Source organism: Thermovenabulum gondwanense (assembly GCF_001601575.1).
GTDB classification, from domain to species: domain Bacteria; phylum Bacillota; class Thermosediminibacteria; order Thermosediminibacterales; family Thermosediminibacteraceae; genus Thermovenabulum; species Thermovenabulum gondwanense.
The window spans coordinates 106,368-123,689 of record NZ_LOHZ01000042.1; the positions used below are offsets into that span (position 1 = coordinate 106,368).

The following is a 17,322-nucleotide window of genomic DNA, read 5'->3' on the forward strand; positions in this document are numbered from 1 at the left end:
TCGTACGAAAACAAGGCAAATACCCCACTCTCCCCGAATTTGAAGTAGCGCTCCACCAAAAAACTGGGGGTTTTTTGGTGACAGTCCTATACCTATTCGGCATAGGCCCAGTACAACCTATCCGGAATATAGGCTGTACTTCGGCGGTAGCCCCTTTCCTTTTACGCCATCGGCTTTCCGTGCCTTTTGTAAAAGTACTATTGACTTACCGCGCCTCTACCTCAACTCATATCGAGATGAGGTATTAATATTCATTTTTTATATATTAACATGATAAATTATTCGCTGTCAATAAAATTTTTTATTATATGAGTTTATCAAAAGCTTTAGAACAGCAGCCATTGGAATCGAAAGAATTAGACCCCATATCCCAAAAAAAGTACCTCCTACCATTAGAGAAAATATAACGGTTAATGGATGGAGGTTAAGATTTTCTCCCATTATCCAGGGAGAAATAATCCCACTCTCTACTTGCTGAATAATAAATAAAGATAATAAAACCCAGGGTATTTTTTGAGGACATTTCATTAAAGCAATTATAACCGCTGGTAAAGCTCCTATTATTGGTCCAAAATATGGTATTATGTTTGTCACTCCTGCCAAAATTCCTATTAAAAGAGCAAATTCAATTTTAAAAATATACAATATTAAAGTTGTTAATACTCCGATAAAGAAACACACTATTAGTTGCCCTCTAATATATTTTCCTAAAGCAAAGTCAATTTTATTTAAAAAGGGAAATATCAATAACCTGTATTTTTCAGGTAAAATATCTTCAATGTTTTTCTTTATTTTCTTGAAATCTTTCAGTAAATAAAATCCTATAATAGGTCCTAATATTATCGAGCTGAAAAAGCTCGAAATTCCATGAATTAACAGGTTTACGGTGTTTTGCAAAAATAGTGCTAACCCTGATTCAAGTTTAAATATTTGTCCTTCTATTGTGCTTTTAATATTTGAAGGGATACTATCTCCCAGGCTAACTCTAATTGTATTAATAAAATTATCCACAATTTTTGAATATATAGGTAATAATTCTACTATTTTATTTATTTCATTTATCATAACCGGGATTATGTAAAATAATGTCACGATGCTATATCCTATTAAAATAAAATAAATTATAGAAATTGCTACCGTTCTATGTAAGCCTTTCTTCCCGAGATAATCAACCACCGGATTTAATATATAAGCAATAATCCCCCCGATAAAAAATGGTAAAATTATTGATTTTATTTTTTTGCGATAAATAAATATTATAAAAACTCCTACTATGATTGGAATATAGTAAAATAATTTTTTACTATTAAATTTTAATATATTATTAACTTTTGTTTCCCCCTTGCTTACTCATTTATATTAATTTAAATTTCTGCAGTACATAATTTTTCCATGTATGGTATAAGGGATCCATCATCGGCTACTTCGTAAACTACAATTTTGTTATTATTCACCGAAAATTCCATTAAACATTCCCAGCAAAAATATTGATTAGTGCCTACCTTTCCGATCTCATTTTTGCCACATATTGGGCAGTTCATAACATCACCTTCCAAAATTTATCTTTTTTATTATTTTCCCCAGAATTTATTTTTTATTCATAAAAAAAGAACCTGTTTACTGTCAGGTTCTTTTCCTTTTTAATATTATTTTTTTAATTGTTATTCTATTATGCCACCACCTACCACCACATCTTCTTCATAAAATACAGCAGATTGCCCGGGAGTGATAGATTTTTGGGGTTCATCAAAAACTACTTTTACCCTTCCATCCTCTAATGGATAAATAATTCCCGGTTTTTCATCAAAGTTGTATCTTATTTTTATATTAACTTTCTTTTCCCATTGCAGTTTTTCAATTGAAATCCAGTTTAAATTATTAACAGTAAACTCCTTTTGATAAAGCTCTTCTTCACCTCCAACCACGATAGAATTATTTTCAGGATTTATTCTAACTACATAAAGAGGTCTATTTGAGGATATACCCAAACCCCGTCTTTGACCAATGGTATAAAAAGCTATACCTTTATGTTTTCCCAATATATTACCTTTTGTATCTATAAAATACCCGGGTTTTATTTTATCCGGTACCCTATTTTTTACAAACTCCTTGTAATCCCCATCAACAAAACAAATCTCCTGGCTTTCCTGCTTTTGCGCAACTGGAAGCCCCGCTTTTTGCGCAATATGTCTAATTTCACTTTTTGTGTAATCACCAAGAGGGAATATAATATGTTCTAACTCAAATTGAGTTAAATTATAAAGGGCATATGATTGATCCTTATTCCTATCCCTTCCTTTTTTTAGTAAAAACCTTTTACTTTTTTTATCATATTCAACTTTTGCGTAATGACCTGTAGCAAGATAAAAAGAATCCATTTCTAATGCTTTTTTTAAAAGTAGATCAAATTTCATTACTTTATTACAAACGATACATGGATTTGGAGTTTTACCCGATACATATTCTGACAAAAAATAATCTATCACATTTTTTTTGAAATCTTCTTTAAAATTTACCACATAATAAGGAATATCCAACTTATCGGCAACTTTCCTTGCATCGTAAACTGCAGCTATTGAGCAACAACCGCCTTCCTTTAATATATAATCATTATCGGGGTCCTGCCATATTTGCATTGTAATTCCAATAACTTCATACCCTTTTTCTTTTAAAAGGTATGCTGCAGTAGAGCTATCCACTCCACCGCTCATGGCAACTACAACCTTATTTTTATTCATATATTATTCCCTGCCCGATTTTTCAGCTTTTTTTCTCTCGTAATCCTTTATTGCAGCGTGAAGGGCATCAGCAGCAAGATTTGAACAGTGCATTTTTATTGGGGGAAGTCCACCCAGAGCTTCTGCCACCGCTTTATTTGTAACTTGTAAAGCCTCTTCCAACGTTTTGCCTTTTACCATTTCTGTTACCATGCTGCTGGTCGCAATAGCAGCTCCGCAACCAAAAGTTTTAAATTTTATATCTTCGATAATATTATTTTTTACTTTAATATATATTTTCATCATATCGCCGCATACCGGGTTTCCAACTTCACCTATTCCATCAGCATCGGGTATTTCACCCACATTTCTCGGATTGGTAAAATGATCCATTACCTTTTCGTTATACATTCAAACTTTCCCCTTTCAAACTTTACAGATTATCTTTACTTATTTCTTCTGATTGTACAGCGGAGACATTTGTCTCAATTTCTCTACAATTTCTTTAATCGCGTCAACCACATAATCAATTTCTTCTTCAGTATTATCTCTTCCAAGGGTAAGCCTCAACGACCCATGAGCAATTTCATGCGGAAGACCGATTGCTAAAAGTACATGGGAAGGTTCCAAAGAACCCGATGTGCAAGCTGAACCGCTGGAAGCACAGATCCCTTTTAGATCCAGGTTCAGAAGTAACGACTCACCCTCAATATATTTAAAACATAGGTTTACATTATGCGGCAATCTATCTACTGGATGGCCATTTAAAATAACATCTGAAATATTCTCCATAATACCTTTTATTAATTTATCTCTGAGGTAAGATAGCTTTTTTTGTTGCTCTTCTAATTCCGAGGCAATAAGCTCAGCAGCTTTTCCAAATCCCACAATGCCAGAGACATTCTCCGTTCCGGCTCTTTTTCCAAATTCCTGGCCTCCACCCGTCATAAAAGATTGGATTTTGGTCCCTTTCTTTATATAGAGTGCGCCAACACCCTTAGGACCGTATATTTTATGGGAAGAAATACTCAATAGATCTACGTTTAATTTATTTACATCCACAGGTATCTTCCCAACCGTTTGCACTGCATCGGTATGGAAGTAAATTTTTCTATCCAAATTCTTTAATACTTGCCCAATCTCTTCAATCGGTTCTATTGTTCCAATTTCATTATTTGCATGCATTATCGATATTAATATTGTTTTATCATTAATAGCATTAATTACATCTTCAACCCTGACCCTTCCATATTTATCTACCGGAAGATAAGTAACTTTGAAACCTTTTTTTTCTAAATCTTCACAGGTATGAAGAACTGCATGATGCTCGATAGCTGTTGTTATAATGTGATTACCTTTTTCCTTATTGGCGTAAGCTATTCCCCGTAAGGCCCAGTTATCCGCTTCCGTTCCACCCGATGTAAAATAAACTTCTTTCGGATCCGCTCCGATTAATGCGGCTACCTTTTCTCTCGCTTCCTCTACAGCCTTTCTTGCTTCTCTGCCATAGGAATAAACCGTAGAAGCATTGCCAAACTTTTCAGTAAAATAGGGTAGCATAGCCTCTACAACTTCTTTTCTTACAGGTGTCGTCCCTGCATGATCCATATATATTCTCTTCATATGTTCATCTCCCATCCTTTTGATAAATTTTTTAAACTAAAATTATATTTCCACATTTTATTTTGCATAATTCCTACTAATTTAGTAGGATTTTAATTATAATATATATTTTTGTTCGAAAGATGTCAAGAAATAATTCTATTTTATTTAAAAATATTATACTCGTATATCTATATGAGATGTCTTTTTAATACTACTATTTACTTTTTTATCTTCATTACTTGCATCTATATCTTGATTTTTTTTATCCTTTTTCCCCTCATCCTTAGCACGATTATTTTTTTCTTTTTCTATTTAACTCCACCGGTATTTTCAGATACATTAACTTTTCTCTTTGAGATTTCTACCTCATTTTTAACATTACTTGCTATGATCATCATCTTATTTTCGGTTGCTGCTTTAATATTATGCTCTACTCTTGAAGTTTCGTAAGTACGGGGAATAGTAATTTGAAAGTCTATGGGTTTTGTTGACATATCCCTTCACCCCGGTTTTCTATTATCTATAAATACTTCTTTTTTCTGCTCAAATATCCTCTCAATCTGCGAATAGCCTTTGAATGAAGCTGCGATATTCGGGCTGGGGTTAAGTCCAATACCCGAGATATTTCTTTTAAAGTTAGGCCATCATAATAGTACAGTGATACCACAATCTTTTCCTTCTCCGGGAGTCTTCCGATAGCTTCTGCTAAAACCTTTTTTGTCTCTGAAAGTTCCAGTTCATACTGGGGATCATTTATAAGATCCTTGTTGATGTTAATTAAATCCCACAGCATAACCCCGTAATGTTCTTCACCCTCACTGATATACTCATCGGATGAAATTTCTTCAAAATTAGAAAAAAAAGAGGTGTTTTTATTTCTTATCGGATTCATTTTTCTTAATCCATCGGTAATTGCTCCCTTAATTCTGTAAAAAGCAAAGGTCTCAAATTTTACCCCCTTTGCCGGGTCAAATCGTTCTAAAGCCTGCAATAAACCGTACATACCAAGGCTAACCAGATCATCATAATCGATAAAAGAAGGCAGACCGATGGCCAACCTACCTGCAATATATTTTACCAGCGGGATATACAATTCTATCAGCTTTTCCAGAGAATCTTTGCTTTTTTGTGTTTTGTATTCATTAATTAATTTTTCCGTTAGCTCCTCTTCCCGCACTTTACCACCTCAAGCGTTAAATTTTTATATTATTTTAATACCTCGTCCTACAGATTTAACCGTCAATAAACCCGTATCGCAGTTGAATTCTATTGACCTGCCGAAATTCCCCTCTACATCCTCCGCCACTATCTTTATATTAAATTGAGAAAGCGCTTTTCTAACAGCCTCCACGTTTCTTTTCCCGATCTTCATCATTTCCATTTGGGATTTAATCTCGAACATTTGAGCACCACCGGCAATCTTAGCAATTATTCTTTTTCGGTTTGCCCCCAATTCTTCCATATCATAGATTAATAAAGGTATGGCAGTGTCCGCAAATTTTCCGGGATTAAAATTATTAGTAGTGCTTAAATTGCTATCCGGGAGCATTATGTGAGCAAGCCCTCCCACCTTGGTAAATTCGTCCCAAAGACATATTCCCACACAGGAACCAAGACCCAGTGTTGAGATAACGGCAGGAGCTTTTGCAGATTTAAATTCACCTATTCCAACTCGTATCATCGTCAAAAATATCCACTCCAATTGCTTTTAGAAGTTTTTTAAAAGATTTATCATCATCCGGGATTAAATAAAAATCTATTAAGACTCCATCGGAATCCCCGTAAAATTCTGTTGAGAGCAATAAAGCAGTGTCCCCCATTATCCCGTATATAGTCAGCGGAAAACTAAGAATAGCCGCTGCCATATCCAATGCTAAACTGGGAACGGAAATCTTTAGATTTAGCTTTGTAAAATCTGAAAGTGCGGAAACAAAAGAACTCACCAGTATGTTTCCTACTTCCTTTAAGGCAGATTGTTCCATATCATTCAATGTTAACAAATCTTTTACATCTTCTTTTAAAAGAAGCTTTAGAAGGTTTTTTGTCTCTTTTTCAGGAATAATTAAAACACAGTTACTCTCAAGTTCGCCTTCTATCCGGAAAAAAATCCCGGTTACAAAACCTTCGGGATCCTTCATTACATCGATTACTTCATTGAATGGTAAAATTATAACCTCGGGTATTTTTATCAATACTTTCTCGGAAATAATTATTGAAAGCGCAGTTGCAGCATTTCCAGCGCCAATATTACCAATTTCTTTTAAAACATCCAGTTCAAAGTTTGAATACATTGTTAACTTACCCTCACATTTGCAATTAATTTTTCTAAATTTAAGATAATAAGTAATCTATCTTCTTCCAATTTACCCACGCCTTCAATAAAATCAGAATTTATTCCTACTTTAATTGAATTGGCAGGCTCTATAGAATCTTGTGTAAGTTGAATAACTTCCGTAGCAGAATCTACTATCATTCCTATTGTTATATCAGCAACACAAACTATTATTATTCTTGCTTCCGGAGTTAATTCTTCTTCCTTTAAATCGAATTTCTTTTTTAAATCTATTACAGGTATTATCTCGCCCCTTAAATTTATTACACCTTTAACATAATGGGGTGCTCTGGGGATACGAGTAATGGGTAAAACTTTCTCAATCGTTTTTACCTGTAAAATATCAATCCCATATTCCTCGTCTCCCAATTTAAATACCACATATTGCTTTACCAAATCCATTATTATTCCTCCTCAAATAATGAATTAATATCTAGAATTAAAGCCACCTGACCATCACCTAAAATAGTTGCACCCGCAATAAATTTGAGATTTTTCAAGTAATTCCCCAGGCTTTTAATAACTATTTCCTGTTCACCTATTAAATCATCAACTATTATACCAATATCTTTTTCTCCTTTTTTAACAACTACCACAATTATCTTTTCGTTAATATATCCTTTCTTGCTTGTTTCAAGGACTTCATGAAGACTAATCAACGGAATCACTTTTCCTCTTAAAACAATAACATCCTTTTTGTAAACTTTTTTTATCTCATTAGTAGAAACGATAACGGTTTCTCTTATTGTGTTTAGAGGTATTGCATACTTTTCCTCATCCACCTTAATCATTAGTGCTTGAATAATAGCAAGGGTAAGGGGTAATCTTATTAAAAATTTTGTACCTTCTCCCTTTTTGGTATAGACCTCCACATTACCCCCCAGGGATTCTATTTTTGATTTTACCACATCAAGGCCTACTCCCCGGCCGGAAATGTCCGTTATTTTTTCGCTTGTACTAAACCCGGGCTCGAAAATTAGAGATAAAAGTTCCGTTTCCTTCATTCTCAAAGCTTTTGCTTCATCTACAATACCTTTTTCTACAGCCTTTCTTGCAATACGTTCACAGTCTATTCCAGCACCATCATCGTTTATTTCAATTACTACATTATTACCGTCATGATAAGCTTTCATTCTCAGAGTGCCTTCTTCGGGTTTCCCTCTTTTTACTCTTTCATCTGGCCTTTCAATTCCATGATCAATGGCATTTCTAACAATATGAAGTAAAGGATCTCCGATTTCATCAATTACCGTCCTATCAAGCTCGGTTTCAGCACCTTCAATAATTAAATTGACTTTTTTATTGAGCTCTTTTGACAAATCGTATACAATTCTCGGAAATCTATTGAAAACATTTTCAATTGGCACCATTCGTACTTTCATAACCGCATCATGCAGGTTCGAAGTAATCCTTGAAAGGTATTCTATCGCTTCCCTTTTATCTTGATCTTTATCTAAATCTCCCTCTATCTCTTCCAGTCTTGTTTTAATAATTATCAATTCGCTCACAAGGTTCATTAAATTATCAAGTCGCTCAATATCTACTCTTAACGTCTTGCCCGATTTCTTTTTCATGTCCTTTGTATCTTTTTCTTCCCCAGATTTATTAATTTCTTTCGAGCCGTTTTCTGTGGTTGCACTAACTTTTTCATCTGAATTACCGGAGTTTTGAGAGTTGAAAAATATGCCGTATTTTTGGGCGATATTTTCAAAACGAATTTCAGTTATAATAACTTCACTTATTTCGGAAATAGATTCAATGGATTTTTGAATTTTGTCCTGATTCGTATTTGAAATCAAGTAAATATAAAATTCTCTATCAAATTTTTCATCTTCAATCTCCCTGACTTCAGGTATTGTTTTTATTACTTCTCCAAAATTTTCGATGGCTTTAAATACCAGAAAAGCCCTGGCAGATTTTAGGAGGCAATCTTGATGCAAAATAACTTTTATTTGAAAAATATTCATGTTTTTCCTAAAAGCTTCTTCAAAAATTTTTAATTCATATTCATTGAAGGGATGCTCAATTTTATTTTCCTTTTCTTCAATCAAATTTTTGTCATTTTTCGCCCCATTCACATTATTATTTTTTATCAGTTTTTTTACTTTTTCTAAGATTTTTGAAATATCCCTATTTCCTTCCTGTCCGTGATCAGCAATCTCCTCTACGAACTCCTGTAGAATGTCAACCCCTTCTAACAATACATCTACTACTTCTGAACTTATTTTAATATTCCCTGACCTTATAGCGTCCAGCAAATCCTCTAATTGATGGGATAGTTCTGTAAATTTCTCAAATCCCATAGTTCCTGCCATACCCTTAAGAGTATGCATATAACGAAATATCTCATCTACGTTTCTATCTCTGTTTTTTTCCAATTCCAGTAGTTCAATGTTCAGTTTTTGAATATATTCATTTGATTCTTCAATAAATACATTTAAATATTTATTATCCATAATAACACCCCTGCCTTAAAATTTAGAAATAACCCTTTTTTCTTAATTTTCTTTGTTCCTGCATAATAAATTTTATTATTTTATCTCTATCTTTCTCAGAAATATCATAATATTCCACCGCAATTTCAAAGGGATTAATATACCGCATTATATTCTTTTCCACCCTGACAACCCGTGCTTTAACCTCAAGGATTTCTTTATCAATCGGAATGCGCAATTCCAATATATCATTTTTATTGCATTCCAGATAGGTATGTAATAGTGCCCCACCACCGCTAATATTTTTTATATAAGCCACACACCAATTTATTGAATTAATATTTTTTGCCTTTATCTTCAATGTAACAGGAATCCTGAAAAAATTTCTTCTTTGTATTCTTTTAGGTCCTTCTAAAATTTCTACTTCTATTACAGGGAGGGGGATATAACTTTTGTCTATAACTTTTCCCTTTAAAAAATAAAACAAATCGTTGATCGAATAATATATGTTAACTTCTTCTAAAAGATTTATAAAAAAATAATTCCCCTTATATATTGGCATTCCGAGTATTAAAGATTTTTCTTTTATTTCTTCAATTTTGGTCAAAAAATTTAAGTTTTCTTCCGCCCGTTGTATTTCTATTTCTATCTTCATTCCTACCATTAATTTCTCTTTCATCTATTTTCCCCCTGAAGGAATAAAATTGGAAATTAATTTTTCAAACCATGCAGCAAAAGAAGGTTCAATTTTGGGAAGATCCAATTCTTCATATATAAGTTTTTTACCAATATTTAATATACACTTGGAAGAAAGACTATCTTTGTATTTTATATAAAAAGGGACCTGTTCTTTATTTGCTTTAGACACAATTTTATCCTCCAGGATATATCCTAAGTATTCCAGATCCACATTCAAAAACTTTTTTGCCGCATTGGAAATTTTTCCTGCAGTTAAATCCGCTTCTTTATAATTATCAACTCTGTTTACCACCAAATATATCTTTTTGACATCTTTAAATATTAATTTTATTACGGCATAAGCGTCGGTTATAGCAGAAGGTTCAGGGGTTGTTATTACAATTACTTCATTGGAAGACCGGAGGAGATTAACCACGTTTTTATGAATACCCGCACCGGTATCAATGATTACAAAATCAAAATCATATTTAATTGCTTCAAAGGCATTCATCAGGTTTTCCAAATCTTCCTCCGATAAATTCGCCATCTCGTAAAGTCCTGTAGCTCCAGGAATTATTTTTATTCCTGAAGGTCCATTAAAAATTATATCTTTTATTTTTTTCTCTTTATTAATCACGTGGGATAAGTTGTATTTCGGGAAAATACCGGATATTACATCTACATTTGCAAGGCCAAAATCAGCATCAATCAATAAAACCTTTTTCCCCAGCTCCTTTAAAATAATCGCCAGGTTAACGGAGAAATTTGTTTTTCCGACTCCTCCCTTACCGCTGGAAACCGCTATTATTCTCAACTGTTTTGAAGATTTTTCTTTACTTTTTATTAATTCTCTCAATCTATATGCCTGATCAAGCATTATCACTCTCTCCCAGTAAAAGGTTTGCTATTTTTACGGGGGATGCTACTTCGATATCATCCGGAACATTTTGTCCCGTAGTAATATATGAAAGACAGCATTTCGAATAATAAACAGCATTTAATATGAGTCCATAAATGTTGGTTTCATCAATTTTTGTAAACAGTAGCTTGTTATAATTTAAATCCTTATAATTTTCTAAAATATTCTCGACTTCACTTGTTTTTGTCGTAGCGCTAATCACCATATGGAGTTCCGTCGGCTCTATTGCTTCTATAATATTCTTTATCTTCTTCAAAAATATTTTGTTTTTTGGGCTCGTGCCAAGGGTATCGTAAAAAATAATCTCGTAACCGTTCAATTTTTTTAATATATTAGATGCTTCCTTTGGCTCATAAAGTATTTCTACAGGAATTTCGAGAAGTTCCCCATATGTTTTTAACTGGCTTACCGCCCCTACTCTATATGTATCGGAAGTAATTAATGCCACTTTTTTCCCTTCATTGAGAGAATAATGTGCGGCTAATTTTGCTATAGTTGTAGTTTTACCTACCCCGGTGGGGCCAATTAAAGCTATTTTAGCAGGAGTCTCTTTAATCTTTATTGGTTCTGGCTGATTTATCATTTTAATTATCTCATTCTTAGCATTTTCCATAAGAATTTTTGAATTATTGCCACTTGAATCCTTTTTAATATTATCTATAATTACTTTTATTACTTCATCCTTTACCTCCATGGAAGTTAACCTTTCAATTAGCGTTTGAAAACTTTTTGCCTTTTTTAATCCAGTTTTGCTCGAAGAATCTTTATTATCATAAATTTCTTTTATTAGTCGTTTTACTTCCTGTAACTCATTTTTAATGCCTTCAATTTGATTTTCTTCAATAGAGGATTTTGTAGGATTAATATTTTCCGCATAATTAAACATGCTTTCGGAGGCCTTCATATTAATTCTTGGCAAGGTTAAATTTATTGAAGATTCAATGGATTTTTTAGGTTCTAATTCACAGGCTGCTATGACCTCCACCTTCGTTTTACCAAATAACCCAAAGATGCCTCCGGTTTTAATTTTTCTTGTTTGCAAAATTATCGCATCTCTTCCCATCTCACTTTTTACCTTATACAAAGCTTCCTGAACATTATCTGCAATATAAGTTTTTATTTTCACTGTAATTTCACCATCCCAATGGCCTTAATTTCCACGTTTGGATCCAATTCGGCGTAGGATAAGACCGGAATATTTTTTATATTGTTTTCGATTATGTTTTTAAAATATCTTCTCACCAGAGGGCTTGTTAGAATTAATGGCTGAATGCCCAGTTTATAAGCCTTTTTTACGTTTTCAGCAGTTGAATTCAATATTTTTTGCAATATTTGAGGTTCTAAAGATAAATATACTCCGCTTTCTGTTTTTGAAAGAGCATCTAAAATCAAATCTTCCACCTGTTTATCTAAGGTGATCACGCTTCCTCTTTTTTCCGGAAAAAATTTATTCGTAATTACCCTTTTCAGCCTTTGCCTTACGTATTCGGTAAGGGTATCCGGATCTTTTGTTAGAACCGCATAATCTCCCAAGGTTTCTAATATCGTCACCATATCTCTAATAGGAATACTTTCTTTTAAAAGATTTGATAGGACCTTTTGGATTTCACCCAAACTCAAGATTTTTGGAGTTAATTCTTCAATTATAGATGGTGAATGCTCTTTTACGGCATCCAGAAGGTTTTTTACTTCCTGCCTGCCGATAAGTTCATGGGCATAGTCCTTGATAACCTCTGTTAAATGGGTGGTAATTACCGAAGAAGCATCAACTACCGTATAGCCCAACAGTTCCGCCCTTTCACGTTTTTCCTGTGGTATCCATTTTGCCGGTAATCCAAAAGCAGGCTCTCTGGTATCAATACCATCCACTTCAATAGGACCACCGGTTGGATTCATAACAAGATAGTGGTCTATTTTAATTTCTCCTCTTGCAGCTTCAACCCCTTTAATTTTTATTACATACTCTCCCGGATTTAATTGTATATTATCCCTTAATCTTATCATGGGTACTACGAAGCCCAGCTCTAAAGCACATTGCCTCCTTAACATTACAATTCTATCCATTAAGTCCCCGCCCTGATTCTTATCAGCAAGAGGAATTAAACTATAACCAAACTCTACTTCAATGGGATCTACTTGAAGCAAAGAGTAAATGTTTTCCGGTTTTCGCATCTCTTCAAATTCCTTTACTTTCTCAACTTCCTTTTCCTTTATAGATTCTCTTTTATAAGCATTCTGGAGAGAAAAGCCCAAATAGCCGAATATCCCCGCTAAAATTATGAAAGGAATATGGGGAAGACCGGGTATTACTGCGAAAAAAGCTAATAGCCCTGAGGCAATTAGAAGTATTTTGGGATAAGCTGTAAGCTGATTTACTAAATCGTTCCCCAAATTACCTTCTCCAGCTGCTTTGGTGACTATGATACCGGTAGCTGTAGAAATAAGCAATGCAGGAATCTGACTTACAAGACCATCTCCGACGGTCAATAAAGCATATCTTTTAATCGCATCGGAAAAATTCATTTGTTGAAATACCATACCGGTAATAAGGCCGCCGACAATATTGATTGCCGTTATAATTATTCCTGCTATTGCATCTCCTTTTACAAATTTACTGGCACCATCCATTGCTCCGTAAAAATCTGCTTCTCTTTGTATTTCCTGACGCCTTCTTCGAGCCTCCGATTCATTTATTAATCCCGCGTTCAGGTCCGCATCTATGCTCATTTGTTTTCCAGGCATTGCATCCAAAGTGAATCTGGCTGCCACTTCCGCTACCCGCTCCGCTCCACGGGTAATAACAATAAATTGAATAATAACAATAATTAAAAATATTATAAGTCCTACAAGAACATTTCCTTTAATAACAAAATTACCAAAAGCCTCTATTACCCTCCCCGCATAGCCGTAAAGCAATATAAGTCTTGTTGAAGAGATATTTAATGAAAGTCTGAATAATGTGGCTAACAATAAAAGTGTGGGGAAAACGGAAAAATTTAGCGGTTTTTCTGTATTCATTGATACCAGTAATATCACCAGTGAAAGGGTTATATTCAGCGAAAGTAAAATATCCAGTAAAGCAGAAGGAAGGGGAATCACCATCATTACTACTACGAGGACGGATATCAAAGCTACCGCAATATCTCCGATTTTCATCCTTTAAATTCTCCTTCCCTTCAGACTATAAATGTATGCTAATATTTCAGCAACTGCTTGATAAAGCTCTTCGGGAATAGTTTCACCTATTTCTACTGATTTGTATAAAGTACGGGCAAGTGAAGGATTTTCTACAATAGGTATATTTTCCTCTACCGCTACTTGCTTTATTTTTAACGCAATTTCCCCCATTCCTTTAGCAATAACTACAGGTGCATCGTGTTTGTTCGAATCATAGGAAAGAGCTACAGCTAAGTGAGTGGGGTTTGTAATAACCACATCCGCTTTCTTTAAATCCTGCATCATTCGCCTTCTAGCTAATTGCCTTTGTATCTGCCTTATTCTCGCTTTAATTTGAGGATTACCCTCAATTTCTTTTAATTCTTCTTTTATATCTTCTTTTGACATCCTGAGACTTTTTTCATATTCATACCACTGGTAAAGATAATCCAATACGGCCAGAATAAGTAAAGCCAAGGAAATTTTTAAAACCACTTTAAATAAAACATCTGAAAAAAAACTTAGAATTTGTTCCATGCTCATATCCATCATTTCATCAATTCCATCTTTAACGGTTATTACGCCGTTATAGGAAAATATAGATATAACAGTGACTTTTATTATTACTTTCAAAAGCTCAATCAAACTTTTTGTAGAAAATACTCTCTTTAATCCTTCAATAGGATTTATTCTTTCAAATTTTGGAATTATGAGCTCCAAATTAAATATTAAGCCTGTCTGTAAAACATTGACAATAATTCCGGTGATAAAAGTTCCAAATGCCAGAGGAACAATTACATATAAAAACAAAGTCAAGGATTGAATAAATATATGAGAAAGATTTTGTACCGTTAATTCCAGATTGAAGAAATTGCTATAGCTTTCAATCATAAACTTCATAACGCCATTGATGACGCCTATTAAATAATATTTGAAAATAAAGATTGAAGCAATTAACATTAAGGCTGTAGTCAAATCTCTGCTTGAAAAAACTTGCCCTTTTTGCCGTGCCTTTTGTCGCTTTCTGGGAGTTGCCTTTTCAGTTTTTTCCTGAGCAAAAAGTTGTAAATTCATTCTGAGGTCATCATTCCCCTCAATACACTAAATAAACCATCGTAAATACCATTGAAAATTCCATCAAGTGCAATAATAAAAGAGGGGATAACTATAATTATGGCAAAAACTCCAATCAATATTTTAAGCGGAAGACCTACTATGAAAACATTAATTTGAGGAGCTATTTTTGCTATTATAGCAAGAATAAAGTCCACTATTAATATCATAGTAATTACCGGTAAACTCATTTTAATGCCAGTAATGACCATGTATTTAAAAATATTTAAAATTGCATTTAATAAATTATAGGAGGCAAAACTTCCCTTCCCTATTGGAACAAGATCGTAACTTTTTATCAAAGACCCAATCAAAATATGATGCCCGTTAACTGTCAAAAAAATTAATGTTGCCAAAATATAATAAAAATTCCCCATTAACGGAATTTGGGTATTACTTTGCGGGTCAATAACATTTACTATCCCAAATCCCATTTGTAAATCTATCATTTGTCCTGTAATATAAAATAGCGAAAAAATAGCAAAAACGCAAAAGCCCATAATTAAGCCGGTAAGAATTTCTTTCAAAGTATAATAAATAAACTCAATAAAATTGTAATTAAAACCCTGATTTTCGATAAAAGGAAAAATAATTATTGCCATAAGCATTGAAAAACCGATTTTTATTTGAATTGGCGTTTCCCTTCTCCCAAACACAGGAGCAACGGTCATAAAACTGATAATCCTTATAAATATGTATAAAAATTTTAAGAAGTCCTGTAAAACCATCGAAAAATTAATCATTTTGTTTCCCTATCTTCCCATTCACTTGATAAAATATGGAAGTTGTAAAAACATAGTTTCAGTAAAATGCAACAAAGTGCTTAACATCCATGGCCCAAAAATCAAAAGAGCTATAACCGCAGCAATTATCTTTGGTAAAAAGGTTAATGTTTGTTCATGAATTTGAGTGGTTGCTTGTAATATACTAACGATCAAACCGATTATCATTGAAAATCCTAATATCGGAGCTGAAACAAGAATAGCTACGCCAAGGGCTTCCTTAGCTAAATAAATAACGGTTTCCTGACTCATTTTTATCCCATCCTTAATGAAATCCCGCTATTAAAGATTTTATCACTAAATCCCAACCATCCACCATAACAAACAGTAATATTTTAAAGGGTAAGGAAATCATAATTGGAGGCAGCATTAGCATTCCCATTGACATTAATGTACTCGCAACAATCATATCTATAACAAGAAAGGGGAGAAAAATTATAAAACCCATTTGAAAGGCTGTCTTAAGTTCGCTTATTATAAAGGATGGTATTAAAACATATGTAGGAACATCATCAAGGGAATTTACCGGTTTTTGCAATTTTGCATAATGAAGAAACAATGCTAAGTCTTTTTCCCTTGTCTGTTTAAACATGAAATCCCGTAAAGGTTTTTCTGCCCTCTTAAAAGCTTCTTCCGTGGAAATTTGTTGATTTAAATAAGGCATTACCGCATTTTTATTTATGTCGCTAAAAACAGGAGCCATTATAAAAAAGGTAATAAATAGAGCAAGGCCTATTAACACCTGATTAGGCGGAACCTGCTGCATACCCATACCGTTTCTCACAAAGGAAAGTACTATAATTATTCTAATAAAGGAAGTCATCATTATTAAAATTGAAGGTGCAAGCGAGAGAACTGTTAAGGCAATTAATATTTGAAGGGTAGTGGCGGTTTCAGCAGGAGTCCCTGATGGTTTTATAAAATTCAATACCGGTAAATTATTTTCCGGTGCCGCGAGAAGTAAGGTACAATCTATGGTAAATTTCCCTACCAGGAATATGAAAATTATAGCAATTTTATTAATGAATCTTTTCATTTATTTTCATCTCCATTTTTTGCTCCAAATGATTTCGCTGCTCTTTTGATGAATAAATCCAACTGGAAGGCAAATTTTTTCCCCACTTCCCCGCTTAGATTTTCAGCTTCTTTTATCAATTCAATTTCCCTTTCATCTAATTGACTTATTACAGAAATTCCTTTTTCATTATTTCCAAGAATATAATAGCCGGAGGGAAGTTTAACTATATATAAGCTGGTTTTATTGCCTAAGGATAAAACATCGATAATTTCCATGTACTTACTTTTTTGAAAAAAGGATTTATTAAGAGATAAAAAGCGCGTAAAGTAAAAGGCCAAATAACATACGATCGAAAAAAGAATAATAAAAACCAAAAGATTTACAGCAGAGTAAAATGGAGAATAGGAAGTTTTTTGAGGATCCGGGTAATCAAAATTATACTTTTCCAAATTTTTTAGATCATAATTTTGACCGCCATTTGGTAAAGCGATTATTTGATGATAACTATAAGAAAGTACGGTTAATATTAAAAACAGAACAATTATAAACTTTCTTTTCATCTTTTAT

At 33.5% G+C, this 17,322-nt stretch carries 20 protein-coding genes and 1 riboswitch; all 20 genes read right to left on the minus strand.

Annotated features, from left to right (window positions below):
• Positions 1-37: 37 nt before the first annotated feature.
• Positions 38-227: riboswitch (Lysine riboswitch) on the minus strand.
• Between the two features lie 61 nt (positions 228-288).
• The gene (locus ATZ99_RS10000; protein ID WP_083947459.1) at positions 289-1,320 is read right to left on the minus strand and encodes an AI-2E family transporter; all 1,032 of its coding nucleotides are present in this window, start codon (positions 1,318-1,320) and stop codon (positions 289-291) included.
• A gap of 44 nt (positions 1,321-1,364) precedes the next feature.
• The gene (locus ATZ99_RS11940; protein ID WP_187694845.1) at positions 1,365-1,541 is read right to left on the minus strand and encodes a hypothetical protein; all 177 of its coding nucleotides are present in this window, start codon (positions 1,539-1,541) and stop codon (positions 1,365-1,367) included.
• 120 nt (positions 1,542-1,661) lie between these two features.
• Entirely contained in the window at positions 1,662-2,738 is a 1,077-nt protein-coding gene (gene mnmA / locus ATZ99_RS10005) for a tRNA 2-thiouridine(34) synthase MnmA (protein WP_068749085.1), read from the minus strand.
• A gap of 3 nt (positions 2,739-2,741) precedes the next feature.
• A complete protein-coding gene (nifU, locus tag ATZ99_RS11895) occupies positions 2,742-3,128 on the minus strand; it encodes a Fe-S cluster assembly scaffold protein NifU (RefSeq protein WP_068749086.1) in 387 nt (128 codons plus the stop codon).
• Between the two features lie 39 nt (positions 3,129-3,167).
• Entirely contained in the window at positions 3,168-4,340 is a 1,173-nt protein-coding gene (gene nifS / locus ATZ99_RS10015) for a cysteine desulfurase NifS (protein ID WP_068749087.1), read from the minus strand.
• A 290-nt stretch (positions 4,341-4,630) separates the two neighbouring features.
• Positions 4,631-4,816: a hypothetical protein gene (locus ATZ99_RS10020; RefSeq protein ID WP_068749088.1), complete on the minus strand. Its 186-nt coding sequence runs from the start codon at positions 4,814-4,816 to the stop codon at positions 4,631-4,633.
• A 26-nt stretch (positions 4,817-4,842) separates the two neighbouring features.
• Positions 4,843-5,469, minus strand: a complete 627-nt coding sequence (locus tag ATZ99_RS10025) for a sigma-70 family RNA polymerase sigma factor (protein WP_083947464.1) — start codon at positions 5,467-5,469, stop codon at positions 4,843-4,845.
• 54 nt (positions 5,470-5,523) lie between these two features.
• Positions 5,524-6,003: a chemotaxis protein CheD gene (locus ATZ99_RS10030; RefSeq protein ID WP_068749090.1), complete on the minus strand. Its 480-nt coding sequence runs from the start codon at positions 6,001-6,003 to the stop codon at positions 5,524-5,526.
• Positions 5,981-6,613, minus strand: coding sequence for a chemotaxis protein CheC (locus tag ATZ99_RS10035; RefSeq protein ID WP_068749091.1), 633 nt, complete (start codon positions 6,611-6,613; stop codon positions 5,981-5,983). The genes ATZ99_RS10030 and ATZ99_RS10035 overlap by 23 nt, the downstream gene beginning before the upstream one ends.
• A gap of 2 nt (positions 6,614-6,615) precedes the next feature.
• Complete coding sequence (locus tag ATZ99_RS10040) at positions 6,616-7,056, minus strand: chemotaxis protein CheW (RefSeq protein ID WP_068749092.1); 441 nt, start codon at positions 7,054-7,056, stop codon at positions 6,616-6,618.
• Positions 7,057-7,058: 2 nt separating this feature from the next.
• Positions 7,059-9,110, minus strand: a complete 2,052-nt coding sequence (locus ATZ99_RS10045) for a chemotaxis protein CheA (RefSeq protein ID WP_068749093.1) — start codon at positions 9,108-9,110, stop codon at positions 7,059-7,061.
• A 22-nt stretch (positions 9,111-9,132) separates the two neighbouring features.
• Positions 9,133-9,768, minus strand: a complete 636-nt coding sequence (locus tag ATZ99_RS10050; RefSeq protein WP_068749094.1) for a flagellar brake protein — start codon at positions 9,766-9,768, stop codon at positions 9,133-9,135.
• Positions 9,769-10,644, minus strand: a complete 876-nt coding sequence (locus tag ATZ99_RS10055; RefSeq protein ID WP_068749095.1) for a MinD/ParA family protein — start codon at positions 10,642-10,644, stop codon at positions 9,769-9,771.
• On the minus strand, positions 10,637-11,812 hold the full coding sequence (gene flhF, locus ATZ99_RS10060; protein WP_068749096.1) for a flagellar biosynthesis GTPase FlhF: 1,176 nt from the start codon (positions 11,810-11,812) through the stop codon (positions 10,637-10,639). Before flhF ends, ATZ99_RS10055 begins: the two co-directional genes overlap by 8 nt.
• Entirely contained in the window at positions 11,809-13,842 is a 2,034-nt protein-coding gene (gene flhA, locus ATZ99_RS10065) for a flagellar biosynthesis protein FlhA (protein ID WP_068749097.1), read from the minus strand. The genes flhF and flhA overlap by 4 nt, the downstream gene beginning before the upstream one ends.
• 3 nt (positions 13,843-13,845) lie before the next feature.
• Positions 13,846-14,916: a flagellar biosynthesis protein FlhB gene (gene flhB / locus ATZ99_RS10070; RefSeq protein ID WP_068749098.1), complete on the minus strand. Its 1,071-nt coding sequence runs from the start codon at positions 14,914-14,916 to the stop codon at positions 13,846-13,848.
• Entirely contained in the window at positions 14,913-15,698 is a 786-nt protein-coding gene (fliR, locus tag ATZ99_RS10075) for a flagellar biosynthetic protein FliR (protein WP_068749099.1), read from the minus strand. Before fliR ends, flhB begins: the two co-directional genes overlap by 4 nt.
• Positions 15,699-15,719: 21 nt before the next feature.
• Positions 15,720-15,989: a flagellar biosynthesis protein FliQ gene (gene fliQ / locus ATZ99_RS10080; protein WP_068749100.1), complete on the minus strand. Its 270-nt coding sequence runs from the start codon at positions 15,987-15,989 to the stop codon at positions 15,720-15,722.
• A 13-nt stretch (positions 15,990-16,002) separates the two neighbouring features.
• Positions 16,003-16,773, minus strand: coding sequence for a flagellar type III secretion system pore protein FliP (gene fliP / locus ATZ99_RS10085; RefSeq protein ID WP_068749101.1), 771 nt, complete (start codon positions 16,771-16,773; stop codon positions 16,003-16,005).
• Entirely contained in the window at positions 16,770-17,315 is a 546-nt protein-coding gene (locus tag ATZ99_RS10090) for a flagellar biosynthetic protein FliO (RefSeq protein ID WP_068749102.1), read from the minus strand. Before ATZ99_RS10090 ends, fliP begins: the two co-directional genes overlap by 4 nt.
• Positions 17,316-17,322 lie beyond the last annotated feature (7 nt).